The sequence below is a fragment of the Micromonospora sp. bgisy143 genome (assembly GCF_057708145.1).
Window position 1 is genome coordinate 204545 of the sequence record NZ_JBYIRN010000004.1, and the last position, 22779, is coordinate 227323.

Here is a 22779-nt window from a genome sequence, read left to right on the forward strand (position 1 = left end):
GGGCTGACATGATCACCAGACTGCTCGTGGCCAACCGGGGCGAGATCACCCGCCGGGTCTTCGCCACCTGCCGGGCGATGGGCGTGCAGACCGTCGCCGTGCACTCGGACGCGGACGCCCACGCGCCCTTCGTCGCCGAGGCCGACCAGGCGGTGCGGCTGCCCGGGGACACGCCGGCCGAGACGTACCTGCGGGTGGATCTCATCCTGGACGCGGCCCGGCGCAGCGGCGCGGACGCCGTCCACCCCGGTTACGGGTTCCTCGCCGAGAACGCCGAGTTCGCGGCGGCGGTCGCCGACGCGGGCCTGACCTGGGTCGGCCCGCCGGCCAAGGTGATCGCCGCGATGGGCGACAAGCTGGCCGCGAAGGCGCTGCTCGCCGAGGCGGGCGTACCGATGCTGCCGAGCTGGACCGACGCCGATCAGGTCACCGACTTCCCGGTGCTGGTCAAGGCGTCCGCCGGCGGTGGCGGGCGGGGCATGCGGATCGTCCGGGACGCCGCCGGGCTCGCCGAGGCCGTCGCCTCCGCGCGCCGCGAGGCGGCTGCGGCGTTCGGCGACGGCACGGTCTTCATCGAGCGGTACGTCGAGCGCGGCCGGCACGTCGAGGTGCAGATCCTCGGCGACACCCACGGGACCGTGCAGGTGCTCGGCGTCCGGGAGTGCTCGATCCAGCGCCGGCATCAGAAGATCATCGAAGAGGCGCCCGGTCTCGTGCCGGCCGAGGTGCGGGAACGGCTGCACGAGGCGGCCGAGGCCGCCGGGCGGGCGGTCGACTACGTGGGCGCGGGCACCGTCGAGTTCCTGCTGACGCCCGACGGGGCGGTTTACTTCCTGGAGATGAACACCCGGCTCCAGGTGGAGCACCCCGTCACCGAACTGGTCACCCCGGCCGGGCTGGACCTGGTCCGGATGCAGCTGCTGGTGGCCGAGGGTGAGCCGCTGCCCGCGCAGCACCACGCCCCCGCCACCCGCGGCCACGCGATCGAGGTGCGGCTCTGTGCCGAGGAGCCGGCGCAGGACTGGCGGCCCGCCACCGGCACGCTGCACCGCTTCGACGTGCCCGGGGTGGACCGCGAGTTCGGCGGGGTCGACCGGTCCGGCCTGCGGCTCGACTCGGGTGTGGTGGCGGGCTCGGTGGTGGGCGTGCACTACGACTCGCTGCTCGCCAAGGTGATCGCCGTGGCGCCGACCCGCGCGGAGGCGATCCGCGCACTGGCCGGCGCGCTGGCCCGGGCCGAGATCCACGGCGTCGCCACCAACCGGGATCTGCTGGTGCGGGTGCTGCGCAGCCGGGAGTTCGGAGCCGGCGAGATCGACACCGGCTTCCTGGACCGGCACCCGGAGGTCTTCGCACCGCTGCTCCCCGCCGACCAACTCCCGGTCACCGCGCTCGCCGCCGCGCTGGCGGCTGCCGCGCACCGACGAGCGAGCGCGCCGGTGCTCGCCGGGCTTCCGTCCGGCTGGCGCAACGTGCCGGCCGTTCCGCAGGTCACCCGGTTCGCCGGCCCGGAGGGCGAGCTCGAGGTCCGTTACCGGCTGGACCGTACCGGCGGCCTCGCCGAGTGGTCTGTCGCGCACCACACCGTCGCGGATCACGGCGGCCCGGGCGACACCGACGAGCGCCGCGCCGCCGGCCGACCCGGTGCCGCTGACGACAGCGCCGAGCGGCAGGTGGTCGAGCTGGTCGAGGCCACACCCGACCGGGTGGTCCTCGACGTCGACGGGGTGCGGCGGTCGTACCGCGTACACCGGGTGGGGTCGGAGTTCTTCGTGGACGGCCCGGACGGGGCGGCGAGCCTGGCCGAGCTGCCGCGTCTCCCGCTGCCGACGGCGGAACTGGCCGCCGGCTCGCTGCTCGCGCCGCTGCCCGGCGCGGTGACCCGGGTGCACGTCGAGGTCGGCCAACGGGTCTCGGCCGGCGATCCGCTGCTCACCCTGGAAGCGATGAAGCTGGAACATCCCGTGCTCGCCCCGACCGACGGCGTGGTCACCGAGCTGCCGGTGCCGGCCGGTGGTCAGGTGCGCACGGGCGCCGTGCTGGCCGTTATCGGAAAGGACCACTGATGACCTTCGACCTCACCTCCGAACAGGACCAGTTGCGCGACGCCGTGCGGGCGCTCGGCCGCCGGTACGGGCACGGCTACTTCGTCGAGAAGGCGAGGGCCGGGGAACACACCACCGAGCTGTGGGCCGAGGCGGGCCGGCTCGGCTACCTGGGGGTCAACATCCCCACCGAGTACGGCGGCGGGGGCGGCGGCATCACCGAGCTGGCCATCGTCTGCGAGGAGCTGGCGGCGGCCGGCTGCCCGCTGCTGCTGCTGGTGGTCTCCCCCGCCATCGCGGCCACCGTGATCGCCCGGCACGGCACCGAGGAGCAGCGCAAACGGCACCTGCCCGGTCTCGCCGACGGGTCGGCGAAGATCGTCTTCGCGATCACCGAGCCGGAGGCCGGTTCCAACTTCCACCGCCTCGGCACGGTGGCCCGCCGCGACGGTGACGACTGGGTGCTCAACGGCCGCAAGTGCTACATCTCCGGGGTCGACGAGGCCGGTCACGTGCTCGTGGTCGCGCGGACCGAGGACTCCGCCACCGGCAAGCTCAAGCCCGCCCTGTTCATCGTGCCGACCGACGCGGCCGGGCTGACCCGGTCCAAGCTGGACATGGAGATCGTGTCCCCGGAGAACCAGTTCCTGCTCTACCTCGACGACGTCCGGGTGCCCGCCGACGCGCTGGTCGGCGAGTCGCTGGACGCCGGGCTGCCGGCGCTGTTCAGCGGGCTGAACCCGGAACGGATCACGGTGGCCGCGATGGGCGCCGGCACCGGCCGGTACGCCATCGAACGCGCCAGCGAGTACACCGCCACCCGCAAGGTCTGGGGTGGCCGGAGCATCGGCTCGCACCAGGGGGTGTCGCACCCGCTCGCGCACGCGGCGGTACAGGTGGAGCTGGCCCGCCTCATGATCCAGAAGGCGGCCACGCTGTACGACGCGGGCCGCGACCTGGAGGCCGGGGTGGCCGGCAACATGGCAAAGTACGCGGCCGGCGAGGCCGCCGCACTCGCCGTGGACACCGCCGTGCAGGTTCTCGGCGGGGCCGGCATGACCACCGAGTACGGGGTGGCGACGCTGCTCGGCGCGGTACGGGCCGGCCGGATCGCCCCGGTCAGCCGGGAGATGATCCTCAACTTCGTGGCCCAGCACGTCCTGGGTCAGGAGAAGTCCTACTGAGTGGTGTCGCGGGGTCCGCCGGGCGCACGGCAGGCGGCGTCGATGCGGTGCACCGGGCGGACGCGGCGGCCCAACCCCTCCAGCAACGAGTCCTCGACGTGGAAGTCGTGGATGCGCAGCCGGTGCCGGGGCAACTCCTCCTCGCTCGGGCAGAGCACCTGCGCCCGGACCAGGCCGACGGGCACGTACCGGACCCCACCCCGTTCCTGCAGGATCACCATGTTGACGTCGTCGGTGGTCACCACGTGCCCCCGTACGTCCTCGGTCGGGCCGTTCTCGACGCCGACCGTGGTGACGGTGAGCGGCAATACCGGTGTGCTGATCACCGGCAGCGCGGCCCAGACCAGCATGACCAGGACCGCCACCTCGGTCACCGACGCCAGTGGACGGATCACCATGCCGGGCAGCGGTCCGGCGATGAACAGCGCCAGTACCGGCGGAACCACCAGCAGCGCCAGCACCAGCAGCTCACCCTGCGCGCCGGCCTCGCGCAGCGTGGGCACCATCAGCCACCCGTACCCGGCGAACAGCGCGACGATCGCCAGCACCCGGGGTACGACCCATTCGTGCAACCGCTCCGGCCGGAGTTGGAACGCGGCCGCGAACGCCGGCAGCAGCAGCGGCAGGTAGAGCAGCGGCCAGGTGAGCAGGGCGAGCAGGAAGCTGGCCAGCACGAACCAGGCCGGGGTGAGGTCCGCCCAGCGGGCGAAGAGCGGGCGGCGTCGGGTGCCCGGCGGCAGGCGATCCACGCTCACCGCCAGCACCGCGCCGAGCGCGAAGACGGCGACCAGACCGGTGGAGAGCAGTCGGGCGGCGGTGGTCAGGAATCCCGCCAGCAAATTGACCGTCCCGACGTTCGCGACAAGCAACAGCGTGGTCTGTAGCTCCCCGCCCGCCTCCACGCCGAGCCGGAGCACCGAGAAGATCGCCGGTACGCCCACGACGGCGGTCCAGAACGACTGGCTGGCCCGTGCCCGCCGCTCGGCCGGGTCCCACCGTGCCGGCCCGGCGTCGCCGACCGGCTCCGGATCGGCGGTGGGTCCGGTGGGTTCGGCGCGCCGCGTCTCGTCGGCGTCGACCTCGACGTGGTCGGTCGGTACGGCCGCGCGTGGTGTCGGCACCGGGCCGTCGGAGCCCGCTTCACCGGTCGCGGTCCACGTCGCGCTCACCGCCGGGGGGCCTTGTCGTCGAAGTCGACGAGCTTCGGTACCTCAAGCGGTTGCGGCTGGCTCTTCTCGATCCGCAGCCACGGGCCCAGGGTCCGGTTGTACGCGGTCTGCCACGGACTGGACTGCCCGTTGCGCCCCTGTAGGTAGCTCTTCTGCAGGAAGAACGCGACCAGGTCCCGCAGGGCCGGGTCGCCGATCGGCACACCGATGCCCAACAGCTCGCTCGTGCCGAAGGGCAGGTCGACGATCTCGAACTCCTTCGGGTACGTGGCGAGGAAGCCCGCGAGGATCGTCTCGTCCGAGCTGACGGCGTCGTACCGGCCGGCGCGGATGCCGTTCACGCAGTCCCAGACGTCCTTCACCACCAACGCCTTGACCTGGCGCTTCTCCAACTCGATCTCGGTGGTGGAGCCACCGCTGGTGCAGATCTTGTACTTGGGGTTCCGCAGGTCCTCGATGGTGCGGATCTCATCCCGCAGCCGGACCGGTACCAGCAGCTCCTGGGTGGTGACGAAGTACGGTCCGGCGAAGCTGACCAGCTTCTTGCGCTCCTCCGTCATCGAGAAGCTGGACACCACCAGATCGACCGTGCCGCCCTGGAGGTACGGGATCCGGTCCTCGGTGGCCACCGAGACGAACTCCAGCTGCTGCTCGCCCTCGTAGCCGAGGGAGGCGGCGATGTACCGGCCGATCTCGACGTCGAAGCCGATGTGCTGGCCGTTGCGGAGGTCGCCCATCAGCGGCTCGTTGGTGGCGACGCCGATGCGCAGCTTGGACTGGCCGTAGATGTGCGACTCGCGCATCTTCTCCTGCACCGACGGCAGGTCGGGCTCCTTGCGGCTGTCGCATCCGGCGGCAGCGGCCAGGGTGAGGGTCAGGGCGACCGCCAGAGTCGTCGCGACCGAGCGGAGCCGGGACTGCGAAATGCGTGCGTTCATGGGCGACCTCGCTGACGGAGCAGCCTGCGGAACACCGAGAGTAGCGACAGCGGTCCACTGCGTACGCATGCCGTTCGGTCAGGTCGATCCAACCGTTCGATCAACGCCGATCGGCGTGGCGGATCGCCTCTGCGGTTGACAGCGAGCCGGGCGACGACATGCTGGAAGGGTGACTCGACTGTCCAGGATCGATGCGCGGATGGTGGCGGCGGTCGCGGCGCCGGGAGCCCTCGCGCTGCTGATCCTGCTGGTCGTCCTGCGCCGGCAGGACCTCGTCGGCGTGGTTCTCGCGCTGTTGTGCGTGCTGCTGGTCATGGTCACCGCGGTCGCCGTGTCGGCCGCCCGTCAGCGTGACGAACCGGAGCCGGCGGAGCAGCCGCACCTGACCGGCCCGCCGGAGTTGATGCCGTACGGCATCGACGCGGACACCCTCGACGCGCTGGACAGTCGGGACGCGTTGCGTGCGGTGCGTGACCGGCGTGGGGCGCGCGGCGGGTTCAACGACCGGTGAGAGTGGGGGCGGTGAGCGCGTCGACGCCCCGTCCCGCAAGGCACCGGTAGACCCGGTCGACGTTGCCGTCGACGGGCGGCAGCACCGCCAGGTGCCAGCCGGTCGGCTCGGTGATCTCGGTGGTCAGCCGGAACGTGTCGTCGCTGCACACCTGCCGTACCTGCTCGGCGGCGATCACCTCGTCGTAGTCCGCGCCCACCAGCGGCACCGGCAGGATGCCCTCGGCGTACGTCTCCCAGGTGTGCCGGCCGTCGCAGGGGACCCGCGCCGCCTCCGCGCGTTGACCACGGATGCGCACCGGACCGAAGCACTCCAACTCGGGCAGGCAACGGGCGCCGCCGGGCAGTGCGCTCGGCGCTCCGGCGCCCGTGGCACAGCCGGGCAGTGGCCCGGTCGCCGGCGCCGCGACCCGGGTCACCGAGGGGGACGGGCCGGGTGGCCCGTCGCTGCTGGCCACCCATGCGCCGGTGGTGGCCGAGGCGGCGAGCGCCAGCACGCCGGCACCGCCGAGGAACCAGCGCCGCCGCCAGCGCCGGCCGCCGGGCACCCCGGGACGGGTGTCCTCGACCGAGGAACGAGGGCTGGGCTGGCCGGTGCCGTACAGGCCGGAGCGGGTCGAACCGCCGCCGATCGGGGTGCCGCCGCCGATCGGTGCGCCACTCACCGGGGCGGTCGGCGCGCCGAACGGCAGGTTGGCGAGCAGTTCGTGCAGTTCGAGAGCGGAGGGCCGCTCACCCGGATCGTTCGCCATGCCGAGCCGCAGCACGTCGACCAGCTCGTCCGGCACCCCCGGCAGGGCGGGAATCGGCTGGTTGAACATCTCCAGCACGGTCACCAGGCTGGGGTTGCGCTCGGACTGCCACCGCGGCGGACGGCCGTGCATCACCGCGTAGAGGGTGGCGCAGAGCGCGTACACGTCGACGGCCGGCGACGGCGGGCTGTGGCTGAACATCTCCGGTGGCGCGTACGCCGGGGTGAGCACTTCCAGGGTGACCGAGGCGTCCCGGGCCTCGGCCAGCACGGCGAGCCCGAAGTCGGCCAGCACCGCCGAGTTGAAGTGCGAGTAGAGGATGTTCGCGGGCTTCACGTCCCGGTGCAGCACCCCGGCGCCGTGCGAGTGGGCCAACGCATCCGCGATCTTGAGGCCGAGGTCGCGGGCCTCCACCGGGTCGAGCGGCGAGTTGCGCATCCGCTCGGCATACGACCCGTCGCAGAGCTCCATGATCAGGTACGGGTGCTGGTCGACGGTGACGCCGACGTCGAAGAGGTCCACGACGTGCGGGTGGGACGACATCCGCCCGGCCGCCCGCGCCTCGCGCAGGAAACGGGCCTGGTCGCGTTCGCTGTCCAGGGTGCGGTTCTCCACCTTGACGGCGACCTCGCGGCCGACCGAGATCTGGGTGGCCTGGTAGACGGTGGCGTAACCGCCCCGGGCAAAGACCCGCAAATCAGTCAGACCGGGCACGATCGGCACCGGCAGGCCGCCGCTCGGGGTGTCGGTCACCGCTTGAAAATACCCAACCCTGCCGGTGGCTCAGCGCGCCGCGTCCGCCGAAGCGGTTGGCGCGGGGGCGGCGGGGACGGCCGGCGCGCCCCGGCGGGCGTCCACCCGCAGGCCGATCGCGGTGGCCACCGCGCCGAGCCCTTCCCACGCGGCCACGCCGAAGAACCGCTCGGGAGCGATGTCGGCCAGCACGGCGATGGTGAACACGGTGAAGGTGACCAACCGGAACACCACCGTGAACCGGTAGAACGCCCGCCACTCGGTGACCGTCGCGAGCAGGTAGTAGACGCCCATGTTGAACGCCGCCATCGAGGACGCCAGCAGGAAGGTGCCGGTGTAGTCGCCGGGTGAACGCGTCGTCGGCACCTCGAAGCCGAGCATGCGCAACTGCGCCTCCGGCCAGAGGATGCCGACGGCGCCCATCACGAGCGCCAGGACGCCGAAGACCGCGATGGTCCAGCCGGCGACGGAACGCGGCAGCTTCATGGTGAGCCTCCCCCAGGCACGGCGACGGTCACCACTGTGGACCACCGCGCGGTGGTGACACGCTACGCCGCTCCCCGGGACAACCACATCCCCCCACTGCGTCGATCATGAAGTTATTGCCACCGCTATCGGCGTGTCGACGCAATAACTTTATGATCAACGAGCAGGAGCGGGGTGGGACCCCGCAGGGGTCAGGCGCTCTTGGAGGGTTTTGGCCGCTGCTCGTTCGCTGCGTTGTTCCGTCGCGTACGCCAGGCGGACGGCCTCGTCGGCGCAGGACCGGGCCTCGTCCGGGTAGCCGCAGGCCGCCAACGCCTCGGCGAGCACGCTCGCCGCGATCACCTGACTGCGCACGTCCTCGGCCGGGGCGGCGACCGCCCGTCGGGCCCAGTCCAGCGCCTGCTCCCGCTGACCGTGCGCGAGCAGCGCCGACGCGTACCGGGCCATGGTCTGGCGGCGGGACAACAGCAGGGAGGGCGCGGTGGCGGCGGCCGTCGCCACCGGGGCGAGCAACCCGACCGCGGTCGCCGGGTCACCGGCCGCCAGTCGAGCGGTGGCCAGCAGCACCCGGGGCGCGACCTGCGCCGGCGCCTGCGGGTTGTGCGGCTCGACGGCGGTCAGCACCGCCCGGGCGGCCTGCTCGGCGGTCTCGTGGTCGCCCATGTCCAGCGCCACGGAACCGCGCAGCGTGCCGGCCATGCCGGTGAGCAGCGGGTGGGACGTCTGTTCGGCGTACGCCAGCGCGTCGGTGAGCAGGTCGGCGGCGTGTTCCGGCTCGCCCAGTCCGCGTGCCACGACGGCCCGGACCACCAGCGCGAACCCGCGCCCCCAGTCGTCCGACGCGGCGGCGAACTCGCGGTACGCACGGCGGGCCTCCCGGTCCGCCTCCGCCAGGTCGCCCAACTCCGCGGTGGCGAACGCCGCGACCGCGCGCAGCGTACCCACCGCCCACGCCTCGCCGACCCGTTCGCCGAAGGGCAGGAAGACCTGCGCCAGGCGGCACGCCTCCCGCAGCCGACCGGCCAGCAGCCGGGCGAACGCGGTGGTGCCGCGGAGCCATGCCCGCCCGTACGGGTCCTTCAGCTCGGCGAAGAGCCGGGCGGCCCGGCCGAGCACCGCGTCGGTGCCGGCGAAGTCACCGCGGGTGGTGGTCACCCACGCCAGGTTCTGGAGCGACCACGCCTGCCCGCGCCGGTCCTGCGCGGCGAGGCTGACCTGGTACGCGGCGGCCAACCGGCTGCTCGCCTGGCCCAGCCGACCGGCCACGAAGTCAGCCATGCCGAGCCGGCGCATCGCGGACGCGCGCAGCGTGGGCAACCCTTCGGCGGTGGCCACCTGCAACGCCTCCTGCCAGGCGGCCTCCGCCCGACCCTGGTCGCCGAGGGTCTGCTGGGCCTGCCCGGCGAGCAGCAGTGCGCTGGCCCGGGTGGCGTCGTCCCCCGCGTTCGCGGCGATCTTCTCGGCGAAGGCCAGCGCGTCCCCCACCCGACCGATCTGCAACAGCGCGCGGGCGTGCACCACCCGGTCGCTCGCCGGTACCCCGTCGCGGGCCAGTTCGCTGGCGCGTTCGGCGTACTCGACGGCGAGGGCGGGCTCCCCGGCGGACAGCGACCGGCGGGCGGCCCGGCCGAGCGCGGCGATCCCGAGCGGGACCACGGTGCGGGCCGGCGCGTCCGGTCGTAGTTTCACCGCGTCGGCGAGGGCGGCGGCCCGCTGCACGTGGGCGGCGACGAAGTCGTCGCGGTCCTCCTCGGTGAAACCGCCCGTCGTGACACCCTCGGCCGGCGCGGCCCAGCGGGCCAGCGCGGCGTGCCGCTCGGCCAACTCCGCCTTGCTCACCCCGGCGTACGCGGCCTCCCGCATCAGCGGGGTGGCGAACGCGTAGCCGGCGCGGGTGCGGTGCAGCATGCGGCGTTGCAGCAACTCCTCGACGGCCCGGTCGAACTCGACGGCGACCACCGCGGACGGTCGCCCGTCCCGGCCGGCCCGCTGCTCGCGCAGCGCTTCCAGCGCGCCGGTCGGCACGGTGTCACCGACCACGGCGGCGTCGCGCAGCACGGACCGGGCGTCCGGGGGCAGCGCGTCGATCCGGGCGGCGAGCACGGCCGCGAGGTCCCGGGAGAGCAGCCGGCTGCCCAGCGAGCCGGGCACCAGCCGCCAACCGGACCCGTCCTGGTCCCGCGTGCCGGCGGCAGTGGTCAACGCGCCGCGCTCGATCAGCAGGGTGACCAGCTCGGCCAGGTAGAACGGGTTGCCCTGGGCGGTGGCGAGCAGTCGGTCGGCATCGGCCGGCGGCAACTTCCCGCCACCGAGATAGCTGGTGAGCAGACGGGCGGCGTCCGCGCCGCGCAGCGGCGGCAGGGCGTGCACCTCGGCGTCCGCGACGCGGGTCAACGCACCGGCGGTACGGACCAGCTCGGGGCGGCCGAGCAGCAGGACGAGCACCGGGCCGGTGAGCCGGGACAGGGTCGACCCGAGCGCGCTGATGGTCTCGGCCGTCGCGTCGTGCAGGTCGTCCACCACGATCACCAGCGGCGCCTCCGAGGCGAGCCCGCTGAGCAGGTCGGCCACGGCGCTCGGCACCGCCTCGGCGTCGGCGGCCGCCGACCCCGCGCCGCCCCACTCGCCGTTGTCGGTGCCGCCGTGCGCGGGCAGTTCGGCGTAGCCGAGCAGGGCGAGCAGTTGGTCGTTGGCGATCGGGGCCGTCTCGCCAGAGCGGGCCAGCCGCTGGGCGAGTCGGCGTAGCCGCTCCTCGACGGCGGGCCGGGTCAGCGCGGTGGCCGCGTCGGTGGGGAGACCGACGGCGGCACGGACCAGGTCGGCCAGGGGCGCGAGCCGACGCCGCTCACCGAAGGCGGCGCAGCGCACCGAGAGCACCCGCGCGCCGGTGTGCGCCGCGTACCGGCCGGCACCCACGTCGTACCCGGCCGCGAGGCGTTCGACCTCGGCGGCGAACCGGGACTTGCCGATGCCCGCCTCGGCGGTCATCAGCAGCACCCGCGGGTCGCCCTGGTCGATCACCTCGGCGAGCCGTCCGGCGACCCGCCCGATCTCGGTCTCCCGGCCCACGTAGGGCGCCTCGTCACCGAGACCCGAGCGGGTGCCCGGCGCGTCCAGGAGGCCCAGCAGCTCGTACGCCTCGACCGGCTCCCGCTTGCCCTTGAGTCGCAGCGGACGTAGCGCCCGCCAGGAGGCGACGTGCCGGGTGGCGGCGGCGGTACGCGCGCCCGCGTAGACCGCGCCGACGGCGGCGGCGTCGGCCAGCCGGGCGGCGGTGTTCACCGTGTCACCGATGACCGTGTACTCGATGGCGGCCTGGATGCCCGCGATGACGTCGCCGGTGTTCAGCCCGACACGCAGGCCCAGCGGCGCGCCACCGCCCCGCTCGTCGTCGAGCACCCGACGCACCGCCCGCTGCATCGACAGGGCGGCCCGCACGGCCCGCTCGGCGTCGTCCTCGTGCGCCACCGGAGCGCCGAAGACCGCCATGATCCCGTCGCCGGTCAGCTTGTCGACGTGCCCGCCGAAGGTCTTGACGGCACCGGCCAGGGCGGCGAGCACCCGGTCGGTGACCGCGCCGACGCGTTCCGGGTCGAGGTCCTCCGACCAGGAGGTGAATTCGGAGAGGTCACCGAAGAGAACGGTGACGACCCGGCGCTCGGCCGCCGGCAACGTGGCGGCCGCCGGGAGCGCGGCACCGCAGTTGTGGCAGAACCGTGCGCCGGGGACGGCGACGGTTCCGCACACCGGGCAGGTCACATGTGCTCCAACCCACTGACCCCCGGCGCAGATTCCCCGGTGTCGACGCCCAGATACTCCAACTGGGCACGGACCGACCATTCCGCCGCCCACCAGAGCGAGCGGTCCACGTCCGCGTAGACCGCCGCGACCACGTCGGCGGGCGTCCGGGCGCCCGCGTCGACCGCCGACCGGACCTGGTCGAGCCGGGCCCGCCGGTGGGCGAGGTAGAACTCGGCGGCGGCGGCGCAGTCGGCCAGCGCCGGGCCGTGGCCCGGCAGCGCCGCGATCCCGGTGTACGCGGAGAGCAGCTCGAGGCTGTTCAGATAGTCGCCGAGGTGCCCGTCCGGGTGGGCGACCACGGTGGTGCCCCGGCCCAGGATGGTGTCGCCGGTGAGCACCACCCGCTCGTCGCCGTACTCGACGAGGAAGCAGACCGAGTCGGCGGTGTGGCCGGGGGTGTGCAGCAGCCGGATGCCGAGGGTCTCGTCGAGCGCGGTGTCGGCGCTCAGTGGCGTACCGCCGATGGTGTGCGCCGGGTCGGCGGCGAGGACCGGCGCACCGACCAGCTCACGCAGCCGGGCTGCTCCCTCGGTGTGGTCGGGGTGGCCGTGGGTGATGAGGATCAGGCCGATCGGGCCGTGCTCGGCGATCCGGTTCAGGTGCCCCTCGTCGGCCGGCCCCGGGTCGACCACGACGGCGTACCCGGCCCCTGGTGCACGCAGCACCCAGGTGTTGGTCCCGTCGAGGGTCATCGGCCCCGGGTTGGGCGCGCGCAGCAACGAAACCCAGCTCGGCAGTTCGTCGGCAAGTGCCGCCACGGCCCCCGTCACGTGCCCGCTCATGGCTGCGATCGTACGACCCCGCCCGCCACTCCCCGCGATCTTGCACTTCCTGCTGTTGCTTCATACCTGTTCACGGCATTCGTCACCACAGAAAGTGCAAGATCGCGGGGGTCAGAGCGGGGGTCAGGCGACCTCGACGATTAATTCGATCTCCACCGGGGCGTCCAGGGGCAACTCCGCCACGCCTACCGCGCTTCTCGCGTGGCGACCCGCCTCGCCGAAGACGGTGCCGAACAGGTCGGAGGCACCGTTGATCACGGCGGGCTGGCCGATGAACCCGGGGGCCGAAGCCACGAAGCCGGTCACCTTGACCACCTTGACCACGTTCTCCAGCCCGACCAGCGAGTCGACCGCCGCCAGCGCGTTGAGCGCGCACCGCTCGGCGAGATCCTTGGCCTGCTCGGCGGAGATCCCGGCGCCGACCTTGCCGGTCGCCAGGAGCTTGCCCTCGGCGATGGGCAACTGGCCGGAGACGTACACGTGCTGCCCGGACTGCACCGCCGGCACATAGCTGGCCACCGGCGGCACCACGTCGGGCAGTTCGAGGCCCAGCTCGGCGAGCTTCGCGTGGGGACCGTTGCTCATCGGGTCACCTCGTTGTTCGCGATCGCGGAGCCTCGCCGGGCCGACGTCCCGGCGCTCACGCCTTGGGCCGCTTCAGGTACGCCACGAGCTGGTCCGGGTTCGGGCCGGGGACCACGGCGACGAGTTCCCACCCGTCCTCACCCCAGTTGTCGAGGATCTGCTTGGTCGCGTGGACCAGCAGAGGGACCGTGGAATATTCCCACTTCTGCATCGCTGGAGGGCTCCCTCGTGGTGCGGATTTCGTCGAGGCACAGCCTACGGTCCGCTGGCCGGGCGAGGCGCGGGACGTTGCTCCGGCGTGGCCGGCACCTCGCCGCAGGGCCCCTCGTGGCCGTACCCCTGGGGGCAGCGCGAGCGGTCGGGCAGCAACAGGTCGCAGAAGACCCGGTGCCGGTTGTTCTGGTCGTCCGCGTTCGACACGGTCGTCTCGCCCGCGTCCAGCTCCGGCAGGAAGCCCAACGACACCGCGACCCGCCCGGCCAGCGCGGTCGCCGACGCCAGGTCGGGTACCCGAATCGGCAGGTGGATGACGAAACCCGGCTCGTCGTCGTCCCGCAGCCGCTCGACCGACCGGTGCGACGCCCGGACGCTCTCCGGCGGCTCCGGAACCCGACGGTACGACCGCTCGTTGATGGGCAGGTTGCCGCCCAGCCCGCCGGCCACCTCACCCACGGACCCGAGCCGCCGTTGCCGGTCGTTCGTCGGAAACTGGGTGCGAGGGATGTTGTCCGCATCGCGCATGAACTGCCTCCGGTCGTACCTCTCGGATCACGCTTCCGGTCCGGTTCACTCAACCGTTCCGGCCCCCGCACCGGGACGAAGGTAGGCCCGCGGAGGCGGTCTCGCCAACAGGGCGCGCACGATCAGTCACCCAGAGTCACATATGTGACAGACCGGCGGCAGGAATCCCGACTGCCTCAGATGTCACCATGCGCTTCTCCGGGTCGAGAGGTGACGTACGGCGCGGTAGGGGCGACACCGAACCGCCGGCCGGCCGCTACCCTCTCGGTCGGACGGTCGCGCAGCGCCCGGCCGCCCGCTCGATCTCGCTCGGCGCCCGGGGTGGCGGCCGGGCGCCGCACCCCCGGGGGAACGAGATGACCCAACCGCCCAGCGGCGACCAGGCCGGCCCGCGCGCTCTTCCGCCGGCCCAGCCGGACCCCTCCGGCCAGCCCGAGGTCGCGGCAAACCCCGCACCGTCCGACCCGGCGTCCTCCGCCGGGGATTCCGGCCCGTCGTCCGCACCGGGCCAGCCGGTCATCCCCACCCAGCCCGGGCCGTCGACCCAGCCCGGCCCTTCGACCCAGCCTGGCCAGCCGGCACTGCCCGGCCAGCCGGCGCTGCCCCACCAGAGCGCCGCCGGGCCTGGTCAAGCCACCCCCGGTGGACAGCCCACCCTCCCCAGCCAGCCCGTCTCCGGCCAGCCCGTCTCCGCGCAGCCCGTCTCCGCGCAGCCCGTTTCTGCTGGTCAGCTCGGGGCCGGAGCGTTCCCCGCGCAGCCCGGAACGCCCACCACGCCCGCCCCACCCGGTGGCGTGCCGCAGCCCGCAGGCCCGACCGACACGCCGTTGCCGGTCTCCCCGGGCGCGATCCCGCCGCCCCCGCCCGGCTATCCGCCGTACGCCGGCGCCGCCGAGCCGAAGAAGAAGCGCGGCCTGCTGATCGCGCTCATCGCGCTGGGCGTGATCATGGTGCTCTGCGTGGGCGGCGGCGTCGTGACGTTCCTGACCCTGCGCAACGCCGAGTCCGGCGAGGGCGCGAAGGAGCCGGCGGTCGCCGTCGACGAGTTCCTCACCGCCGTCTACAAGGACCGGGACGCCGGCAAGGCCGCGGACCACGTCTGCGCCGCCTCGCGCGACGACAAGAAGATCGCCGCCAAGGTGGCCGAGGTGGAGAAGTACGCCGCCTCGTACCAGAACCCCCGGTTCAAGTGGACTACGCCCAAGGTCGACAACCAGACCGGGGACCGGGCCACCGTCTCCACCCGGATCACCATGACCACGGCCGACGAGAAGGTGGCCGACCAGGACCTGCGCTTCACCGTGGTGCAGAAGACGGGTTGGTGGGTCTGCGAGGTCGCGTGACCCGTCGCCCTGGATAGGCTCGACAGGTGCGTGCACCTGAGCGGCCGTCCGACCCGGCCGGTAGCGGATGGTCGGCCCGCCTCCACGTCGTGACCGGCAAGGGCGGCACCGGCAAGACCAGCGTGGCGGCGGCGCTGGCCCTGGCGCTGGCCGCCGGTGGCCGGCGCACCCTGCTGGTGGAGGTCGAGGGCCGGCAGGGCATCGCCCAGCTCTTCGGGCTCGACCCGCTGCCGTACGAGGAGCGACACCTCACCGACGCGCCGGACGGCGGCGAGGTACGGGCGCTCGCGGTGGATGCCGAGGAGGCGCTGCTCGAGTACCTGGACATGTTCTACAAGCTGGGGGCGGCGGGTCGGGCGCTGCGCAAGCTGGGGGCCATCGACTTCGCCACCACCATCGCCCCGGGCCTGCGGGACGTGCTGCTCACCGGCAAGGTGAAGGAGGCCACCACCCGCACCTCGGGGCAGCGGCGCGCGTACGACGCGGTGGTGCTGGACGCGCCGCCCACCGGTCGGATCGGCCGCTTCCTCAACGTGACGGCCGAGACCGCCCGGCTCGCCAAGGTCGGCCCGATCAAGACCCAGAGCGAGGGGGTCTCCGCGCTGCTGCGCTCCCCGATGACCGCCGTGCACGTGGTCACCCTGCTGGAGGAGATGCCGGTGCAGGAGACGGTGGACGCCATCGCCGACCTGACCGCCCTCGGCTTCGGCATCGGGAAGGTGATCGTCAACGGTGCCCGGCCCTCGCTGCCGGCCGGTCCGGCGGTGACCGCGGCGGACCTGCGGCGGGGCCTGGTCGCCGCGGGACTGCCGGCCGACCGGGACATCGTGGCCGGGTTGCACGACGAGGCACGGGACCAGCTCATCCGGCGCGAACTGGAGGATTCTCTCCGCGCCGACCTGATGGAGTTGGGGCTGCCGATGGTCGAGCTGCCGTTGCTGCCCGACGGGGTGGATCGGGCGGGCCTCGCAACCCTGGCCCAGGCCCTCGTCCGCGCCGATTGACTCACACCTGAGCTCAGCACGGGCGCATGGACCGACGCGGCCCGATACGCTCGATTGGTGCCTTCCGAAGACGCGGCGCCGCAGCTGGACGTCGACCAGATCCTCGCCGACCCGGGCGTACGGATCGTGGTGTGCTGCGGTGCCGGCGGGGTGGGTAAGACCACCACGGCCGCCGCCCTGGCGCTGCGGGCCGCCGAGCAGCACGGCCGCCGCACGGTGGTGCTCACCATCGACCCGGCCCGCCGGCTCGCCCAGTCGCTGGGCCTGACCGAGCTGGACAACACGCCCCGGCAGGTCAAGGGGATCGACGTCGAGTCCAGCGGCGGTGAGCTGCACGCCATGATGCTGGACATGAAGCGCACCTTCGACGACGTGGTGCTCCAGCACACCGATCCGGCGAAGGCCGCGGAGATCTTCGCCAACCCGTTCTACCAGGCCATGAGCTCGACGTTCGCCGGCACGCAGGAGTACATGGCGATGGAGAAGCTGGGCCAGTTGCACGCCCGGGGCGAGTGGGACCTGATCGTGGTGGACACCCCGCCGTCCCGCTCGGCGCTGGACTTCCTGGACGCGCCGGCCCGACTCTCGCGCTTCCTCGACGGCCGGATGCTGCGTCTGCTGCTGGCCCCGGCGCGCAGTGGTGGGCGGAGCATGTTCAGCCTGGTCACGGCGTCGTTCGGGATGTTCTCCAAGGTGGTGCAGAAGGTGCTCGGCGCGCAACTGCTCACCGACCTGTCCGGCTTCGTCGCCGCGCTCGACTCGATGTTCGGCGGCTTCCGGCAGCGGGCCGAGCAGACGTACCGCATCCTGCAGGCACGGGAGACGGCCTTCGTGCTGGTCGCGGCGCCCGAGCCGGACGCGGTCCGGGAGGCCGCCTACTTCGCCGGCCGGCTGCGCGAGGAGAAGATGCCGCTGGCCGGCCTGGTACTCAACCGGGTGCACCGCCCGGTGGTTCCGGAGTTGGACGCCGAGCGGAGTCAGGCCGCCGCTGAGCGGCTGGCCGAGCTGGGTGGGCACGAGGGCGCCGCCGACGTGCTGCGGGCGCACGCGGCGCTGGCGCGTCAGGCGGTACGCGAGCAGCAGGTCGCCGCGCGGTTCACCGAGGCGTTCCCGGCGGTGCCGGCGGTGTCGGTGACGGCACAGCCCGCCGACGTGCACGACGTCGACGGGCTACGGACGATCGGCGCGGCGATCAGCCGGGCGTGACCGGCGTCAGTTTGCCGCGGTGACCAGGATCTTGTCCTTGCCGGCCTTGTCCTTGCTGTTCTTCTTCATCGCCGCCTCGAACATCTTGCGCCAGCTCGTCACCTGGGGGTGACGACGCAGCAACGCCCGGCGTTCGCGTTCGGTCATACCGCCCCACACACCGAACTCGATCCGGTTGTCCAGCGCGTCGGCCAGGCACTCGTACCGAACTGGGCAGCTCCGGCAGATCCGCTTGGCCACGTTCTGTTCGGCGCCCTGTACGAACAACGCGTCCGGGTCCCCGTTCTGACATGCCGCCAGTGACGGCCAGTCAGTGATCATGCCCATGTGTACTCGTCCCCCCTTGCAGTACCTACCGACCTCGTTGCACGGCAGCCGGCAATTTCCCCCCGATCGCCCGGCTCGCCTTCCCCAAGGCGGCGCGGACGACATGTGGCGCTGTCGCCGCCATCATCATGCTCTGTAGTCGACCGATTACGCAACGTTGTCGGCGAAATCCATCATTCCGGACACTCCCGGCTTCCCGGGCTCTCGACCGCCGGTTACCCCGCCGAGGTCCGCGAAAACGCTGCGCGGCCTCCACCGATCGGAGGAGACTCGCGCCAGTCACACGCAACCTCGTACCGGGGGTCATGCGTTTAGCACAACGAGGGCAGCGCGCGCAGGAAATGGGGAAAGACGCCCAGGCGCCCCTCGTTCCCTACTCGCGTACCATGCCGAGGTGACCTGGATGCGGAAACGTGACCACAATGTGCTGACCAACGCCGCATCGCTGCTCATATGTGGCCTGCTGGCCGGCGTGGTGGTCGCTGCGGCGGCCTTCCCCGCGGTGGCGATGTCCGGACTGGCGGCGAAGGCCGGCGCCGAGACATTCGGCAACCTGCCCACGGAGCTGACGGTGGCCCGCGCGCCACAGATCAGCTACCTGCTGGCGTCGGACGGCAAGACCCCGCTGGCGACGATGTACGACGAGAACCGCCGCGACGTGAAGCTCGCCGACATCTCGCCGTACATGATCAAGGCCATCATCGCGGCCGAGGATCACGACTTCTACAAGCACAACGGCGTCGACATCAACGGTGTCGCCCGCGCGTTCGTCAACAACCAGAACGAGGGCGCCGGCCGCCAGGGCGCCTCGACGCTGACCATGCAGTACGTCCGGCTGGCGATCGCCTACTCGGCCACCCACCCGGCCGACGTCGTCGCGGCGACCGAGGACACCAGCGCCCGCAAGCTCCGCGAGATGCGGCTGGCCCTGCAGGTCGACAAGGAGTTCTCCAAGGACGAGATCCTGACCCGCTACCTCAACCTCGCCTCGTTCGGCAACGGCGCGTACGGCATCTACGCCGCGAGCCAGGTCTACTTCGGCAAGCCGCCGAGCAAGCTGAAGATCGAGGAAGCGGCGCTGCTGGCCGGCATGGTCAAGGCGCCGACGACGAACGACCCGACCACCAAGAGCGGTTACCCGCTGGCGCTGGACCGTCGCAACTACGTCATCCAGAACATGGTCGACACCAAGGCGATCACCCAGCAGGAGGCCGACGCCGCCAAGGCGGTCAAGCTGAAGGTGCAGGACAAGCGCACCCCGAACGGCTGCGTCGCCACCAACGTCAACAGCTGGGGCTTCTTCTGCGACTACTTCTACCGCTGGTGGATGCAGCAGGAGACGTTCGGCTCGACGTCGTACGACCGTGAGCGGCGGCTCAAGAGCGGCGGTTACACCGTCGTCACGTCGATCGACGTCCAGGCGCAGAAGGGTGCGGACAAGGCGGTCCGCAAGGCGAAGAGCGAGAACAGCAAGGAAGCCGCCATGGTCGCCGTGGTCGAGCCGGGCACCGGCCGGGTGCGGGCGCTGGCGGTCAACCGGCAGTTCAAGCTGGACGACCCGAAGAACCCGAAGAACAAGATCTCCAGCGATCCGGCGAAGAGCAAGCGGGGCATCAAGGGCAACTACCCGGCGACGGTGAACCCGCTGCTCACCGGCGGCGACGGCATCGCCGGCTACCAGGCGGGCTCGACCTTCAAGATCTTTACGGTCGTGGCGGCCCTGGAGAAGGGCATCCCGCTCAGCTACTCGATGAACGCCCCGCAGCAGTTCAAGTCGGAGTACATCATCGACAGCAGCAGCCCCGCGGCCTGCCCCGGCACCCACTTCTACTGCCCGACCAACTCCGGCAAGAAGGCCGGTGGCGTGCAGAACATGTGGACCGCGTTCGCCCAGTCGATCAACACCTACTTCGTGCCGCTGCAGCAGCAGGTCGGCGCGGAGAACGTGGTCGACGTCGCCCGGCGGGCCGGCATCCAGTTCCGGGCCAGCAACGACGCCAAGTTCGCCTCCACCAAGGACTACGCCCACCAGTGGGGCGCCTTCACCCTGGGCGTCTCCGCCACCACGCCGCTGGACCTGGCCAACGCGTACGCGACTCTCGCGGCGGACGGCAAGTACTGCGAGCCGATCCCGGTGCAGGAGATCCGCGACCCGGAGGGCAAGAAGCTGGACATCGCCAACCCGCGCTGCGAGAAGCGGTTCAGCACCGACGTGGCCCGCGCCGCCGTCGACGCCGCCCGCTGCCCGGTCGGCGACAACTCCAAGACCAGCAAGTGCGGCAGCAGCCGTACGGCCGCCGTGGTGAAGGGCATCGTCGACGCGCCGGTGGCCGGCAAGTCCGGTACCACCGACTCCGAGAAGACCGCCGCGCTGGTCGCGATGACCAAGCAGTACGCGGTGGCCGGCATCATGGCCGACCCGGACTGGCCGCAGACGAACGTCAAGATGAAGCACGCCGAGAAGGACGGCATCAACCCGCCGGTGTACGAGACGCTGCGGGACGCCATGAAGGGCAAGCCGCGCATCAACTTCGAACCCCCGGGCCAGAAGATCTCCGAGGGTGACCAGCGCAGCATTCCCGACGTGAAGTGCCAGCCGCTGGACACCGCGAAGTCCCGGATCAAGGGCGCCGGCTTCGAGCCCGTCGTCTCCGACGCGAAGGTGGCGTCGAGCTGCCCGGCGGGCACCGCCGCCGGCACCAGCCCGGACGGGCGCACCATCAAGGGCGGCGTGGTCACCATCCAGGTCAGCACCGGCGCCGGCGGCACTCCGCCGGACAGCAACAAGCCGGGGCAGCCCGGCAACCCGCCCGGCCGACCCGGTAACCGTCCCGGCGGCTGAGCCCCGGCGACACACGCGAACGGGCGGGCACCCTCTCCGGGGGTGCCCGCCCGTACTCGTTGAGTCGAACCGGAGCCGCGTGGGTGGATCAGAGGCCGAGCTGTCGCCGTACCTCGGCAGCCACCCGACCGCCCTCGGCCTGGCCGGCCACCGCGGCCTGGGCCGCCCTCATGGCCGGGCCCATCTGGGCCTTGCCGGTGAAGCCGCCCGCGGCGAGCGCCCCCGAGACCATCTCGGTCAGCTCGGCATCCGAGAGCTGCTTGGGCAGGTAGCGGTCCAGCACCTCGCCCTCGGCGGTCTCCTTCGCGGCCTGCTCGGCGCGGCCCGCGTCGGCGAAGGCGGTGGCCGCCTCCCGGCGCTTCTTGGCCTCCATGGTCAACACCGCGAGCACCTCGTCGTCGGTGAGCTCGCGCTTGGCCTTGCCGGCCACCTCGGCGTTGCCGACGGCGGCCAGGGCCATCCGCAGCGTGGAGGTCGTCAGCTCGTCGCGCGCCTTGAGCGCGGAACGCATGTCGGCGGTGAGGCGGTCCTTCAGCGTGCTCATGGACGGTCAAACTACCCTGAACGACATGCGAAAGCGCACACTATTCCGCCTCGCCGCCGGAACCGCAGCGGTCGGAGCGACCACCCTCGCCTACGCGTCGCTCGTCGAGCGCAACCTGTTCACCCTGCGGCGGTACGACGTGCCGGTGCTGCCGGCCGACGCGGAGCCGCTGCGCGTGCTGCACCTGTCGGATCTGCACATGATGCCCAACCAGGCCCGCAAACAGCGCTGGGTGGCGTCGCTCGCCGCGCTGGACCCCGACCTGGTGGTGGTGACCGGCGACAACATGGCGCACCCCGAGGCGGTGCCGGGCGTGCTGCGGGCGCTGCAACCGCTGCTGGACTATCCGGGCGCGTTCGTGTTCGGCTCCAACGACTACACCGGTCCGGTGCTGAAGAACCCGTTCAGCTACTTCCTGCCCGACCGGGAGTACACCGAGGGCGTCGAGCTGCCCTACGAGGAGCTGCGCCAGGTCTTCACCGGCGCCGGCTGGGCAGACCTGAACAACGCCCGGACGAGCCTCAAGGCCGGCGGGCGGGAGTTGAACCTCGTCGGTGTCGACGACCCCCACATCGACCGGGACGACTACCCGTCCGTGTCGGGCCGGGTGGCGTCCACCGCCGACCTTTCCATCGCCGTGACGCACTCCCCCGAACCGCGGGTGCTCGACCAGATGGCCGCCGACGGCTTCGGCCTCCTGCTGGCCGGGCACACCCACGGCGGGCAGGTCTGCGTCCCCGGGTACGGGGCGCTGGTGACCAACTGCGGCCTGCCCCGCTCGATGGCGAGCGGTCTGCACCGGTGGCCGGGCTCGGACTCCTGGCTGCACGTCTCCGCCGGCCTCGGCACCCACCCGACCGCCCCGATCCGCTTCGCCTGCCCACCCGAGGCGAGCATCCTGACCCTCATCCCGCGCTGAGGCTTGATCGACTCGACTTCCTGCAAACCGGCCCATCCGCCCGGGCCGGACACCGCGTCTTCAGGGAAGGCGAGTCGATCATCCTCGGGACGGGTCGGGCACCGGGGGTACCGAGTTTGACCATCGGGGCGGGTGGGCTACTATTTGTCGGCACGCCTCGGGGTGTGGCGCAGCTTGGTAGCGCGCTTCGTTCGGGACGAAGAGGTCGTCGGTTCGAATCCGGCCACCCCGACCAGAGGTAAGAGGGCACATCCGATCGATCGGATGTGCCCTCTTCGCGTTACCTGCCCAGGCCGGCCCGCCCGTCAGTCGTGCCGTTCGGTGCGTTCGATCTCGGCGAATGCGGCGGCCAGGTAACCGTCCAGCGGCGCACCCGTCACCGCCAGCAGGTCGGCCACCAGCAGCGGGGCGTGCGCCGCCAGGGCGGAGGCGTCCGGCGGCGCGTCGTCACCCTCGGGGTCGTACACCCCCAGTGCGCCGGCCAGCAGGACGAGCACCACGTGCGGGTCGACCTCCGGACGCCAGCGTGTCGCGCCCTGCACGCAGCGGGTCAACACCTGGCGGACGTCGTCGCCGTCCAACCCGTCCGGGTGGCTCTCCTCCAGCAGAAGTCGGACCACTGTCCCGAGCACCAGACCGGACCGCTCGTCGGCCGCCAGGTCGTCCACCGCCTCGTCGTACGCCTGCGCGTCGCGTTCCCGGGCGGCGGCGACGGCTGCGGTGGCGGTCACCGCGATGGCGCGGGCGGGCGCGGGCAGATGTCGCCAGGTGCTGGTCATCGGGCCAGCATCGCAGACCGGGCCGACACCGGCCGTCGCCGTGGCGTTGGTCACCGCGAGCCCGAGCTC

The 22779-nt window shown here is 72.4% G+C and carries 20 protein-coding genes and 1 tRNA gene; 9 read left to right on the forward strand and 12 right to left on the reverse strand.

The window, feature by feature from the left end; all coding sequences use genetic code 11:
- Positions 1–8: 8 nt before the first annotated feature.
- Together AC3EN4_RS08935 and AC3EN4_RS08940 are read left to right on the forward strand one after the other, a co-directional pair.
- Positions 9–2066, forward strand: a complete 2058-nt coding sequence (locus tag AC3EN4_RS08935; RefSeq protein ID WP_435205439.1) for an acetyl/propionyl/methylcrotonyl-CoA carboxylase subunit alpha — start codon at positions 9–11, stop codon at positions 2064–2066.
- A complete protein-coding gene (locus AC3EN4_RS08940; protein ID WP_435205440.1) occupies positions 2066–3229 on the forward strand; it encodes an acyl-CoA dehydrogenase family protein in 1164 nt (387 codons plus the stop codon). Before AC3EN4_RS08935 ends, AC3EN4_RS08940 begins: the two co-directional genes overlap by 1 nt.
- Here AC3EN4_RS08940 and AC3EN4_RS08945 read toward each other — a convergent pair.
- The gene (locus tag AC3EN4_RS08945; RefSeq protein ID WP_435205441.1) at positions 3223–4350 is read right to left on the reverse strand and encodes a hypothetical protein; all 1128 of its coding nucleotides are present in this window, start codon (positions 4348–4350) and stop codon (positions 3223–3225) included. The genes AC3EN4_RS08940 and AC3EN4_RS08945 overlap by 7 nt on opposite strands.
- Positions 4351–4394: 44 nt before the next feature.
- Positions 4395–5336 carry a transporter substrate-binding domain-containing protein gene (locus AC3EN4_RS08950; RefSeq protein ID WP_435205442.1) on the reverse strand — a complete coding sequence of 314 codons (942 nt, stop codon included), beginning with the start codon at positions 5334–5336 and terminating at the stop codon, positions 4395–4397.
- Between the two features lie 169 nt (positions 5337–5505).
- Between AC3EN4_RS08950 and AC3EN4_RS08955 the strand changes: the two genes are divergently transcribed.
- On the forward strand, positions 5506–5847 hold the full coding sequence (locus AC3EN4_RS08955) for a hypothetical protein (RefSeq protein ID WP_435205443.1): 342 nt from the start codon (positions 5506–5508) through the stop codon (positions 5845–5847).
- On the opposite strand, the gene AC3EN4_RS08960 is transcribed toward AC3EN4_RS08955, so the two are convergent.
- The 7 genes from AC3EN4_RS08960 to AC3EN4_RS08990 form a co-directional block, all read right to left on the reverse strand.
- A complete protein-coding gene (locus tag AC3EN4_RS08960; RefSeq protein WP_435205444.1) occupies positions 5834–7351 on the reverse strand; it encodes a serine/threonine-protein kinase in 1518 nt (505 codons plus the stop codon). The two genes, AC3EN4_RS08955 and AC3EN4_RS08960, sit on opposite strands and share 14 nt — an antisense overlap.
- A 30-nt stretch (positions 7352–7381) precedes the next feature.
- Entirely contained in the window at positions 7382–7837 is a 456-nt protein-coding gene (locus tag AC3EN4_RS08965) for a hypothetical protein (RefSeq protein WP_435205445.1), read from the reverse strand.
- A gap of 156 nt (positions 7838–7993) precedes the next feature.
- On the reverse strand, positions 7994–11596 hold the full coding sequence (locus AC3EN4_RS08970; RefSeq protein ID WP_435205446.1) for an adenylate/guanylate cyclase domain-containing protein: 3603 nt from the start codon (positions 11594–11596) through the stop codon (positions 7994–7996).
- The gene (locus AC3EN4_RS08975; RefSeq protein WP_435205448.1) at positions 11593–12420 is read right to left on the reverse strand and encodes an MBL fold metallo-hydrolase; all 828 of its coding nucleotides are present in this window, start codon (positions 12418–12420) and stop codon (positions 11593–11595) included. The genes AC3EN4_RS08970 and AC3EN4_RS08975 overlap by 4 nt, the downstream gene beginning before the upstream one ends.
- Positions 12421–12543: 123 nt before the next feature.
- Positions 12544–13005 (reverse strand): RidA family protein, encoded by a 462-nt coding sequence (locus AC3EN4_RS08980; protein ID WP_422737321.1) that lies wholly within the window; start codon positions 13003–13005, stop codon positions 12544–12546.
- Positions 13006–13060: 55 nt separating this feature from the next.
- Entirely contained in the window at positions 13061–13216 is a 156-nt protein-coding gene (gene sp36 / locus AC3EN4_RS08985) for a Sp36 family protein (protein WP_007466198.1), read from the reverse strand.
- A gap of 44 nt (positions 13217–13260) precedes the next feature.
- Entirely contained in the window at positions 13261–13746 is a 486-nt protein-coding gene (locus AC3EN4_RS08990) for a hypothetical protein (RefSeq protein WP_435205449.1), read from the reverse strand.
- 794 nt (positions 13747–14540) lie between these two features.
- On the opposite strand from AC3EN4_RS08990, the gene AC3EN4_RS08995 reads away from it, so the two are divergent.
- The 3 genes from AC3EN4_RS08995 to bagB are packed head-to-tail and all read left to right on the forward strand — an operon-like array spanning position 14541 to position 17299.
- Positions 14541–15089 (forward strand): Rv0361 family membrane protein, encoded by a 549-nt coding sequence (locus AC3EN4_RS08995; protein WP_435205516.1) that lies wholly within the window; start codon positions 14541–14543, stop codon positions 15087–15089.
- A gap of 26 nt (positions 15090–15115) precedes the next feature.
- Entirely contained in the window at positions 15116–16093 is a 978-nt protein-coding gene (gene bagA, locus AC3EN4_RS09000; RefSeq protein WP_435205450.1) for an ATPase BagA, read from the forward strand.
- A gap of 54 nt (positions 16094–16147) precedes the next feature.
- Positions 16148–17299: an ArsA family ATPase gene (gene bagB, locus AC3EN4_RS09005; RefSeq protein WP_435205451.1), complete on the forward strand. Its 1152-nt coding sequence runs from the start codon at positions 16148–16150 to the stop codon at positions 17297–17299.
- A gap of 6 nt (positions 17300–17305) precedes the next feature.
- Here the strand turns inward: bagB and AC3EN4_RS09010 are convergent, their stop codons facing one another.
- Positions 17306–17626: a WhiB family transcriptional regulator gene (locus AC3EN4_RS09010; protein ID WP_130405437.1), complete on the reverse strand. Its 321-nt coding sequence runs from the start codon at positions 17624–17626 to the stop codon at positions 17306–17308.
- A 403-nt stretch (positions 17627–18029) separates the two neighbouring features.
- On the opposite strand from AC3EN4_RS09010, the gene AC3EN4_RS09015 reads away from it, so the two are divergent.
- Complete coding sequence (locus tag AC3EN4_RS09015; RefSeq protein ID WP_435205453.1) at positions 18030–20468, forward strand: penicillin-binding protein; 2439 nt, start codon at positions 18030–18032, stop codon at positions 20466–20468.
- Positions 20469–20556: 88 nt separating this feature from the next.
- Here AC3EN4_RS09015 and AC3EN4_RS09020 read toward each other — a convergent pair whose 3' ends face one another.
- On the reverse strand, positions 20557–21012 hold the full coding sequence (locus AC3EN4_RS09020) for a GatB/YqeY domain-containing protein (protein WP_435205454.1): 456 nt from the start codon (positions 21010–21012) through the stop codon (positions 20557–20559).
- Positions 21013–21037: 25 nt separating this feature from the next.
- Here AC3EN4_RS09020 and AC3EN4_RS09025 point away from each other — a divergent pair, with 25 nt between their 5' ends.
- Positions 21038–21931 carry a metallophosphoesterase gene (locus tag AC3EN4_RS09025; RefSeq protein WP_435205455.1) on the forward strand — a complete coding sequence of 298 codons (894 nt, stop codon included), beginning with the start codon at positions 21038–21040 and terminating at the stop codon, positions 21929–21931.
- Positions 21932–22089: 158 nt separating this feature from the next.
- Positions 22090–22166, forward strand: a tRNA-Pro gene (locus AC3EN4_RS09030).
- A gap of 70 nt (positions 22167–22236) precedes the next feature.
- On the opposite strand, the gene AC3EN4_RS09035 is transcribed toward AC3EN4_RS09030, so the two are convergent.
- Positions 22237–22710 carry a hypothetical protein gene (locus AC3EN4_RS09035; RefSeq protein ID WP_435205456.1) on the reverse strand — a complete coding sequence of 158 codons (474 nt, stop codon included), beginning with the start codon at positions 22708–22710 and terminating at the stop codon, positions 22237–22239.
- Positions 22711–22779 lie beyond the last annotated feature (69 nt).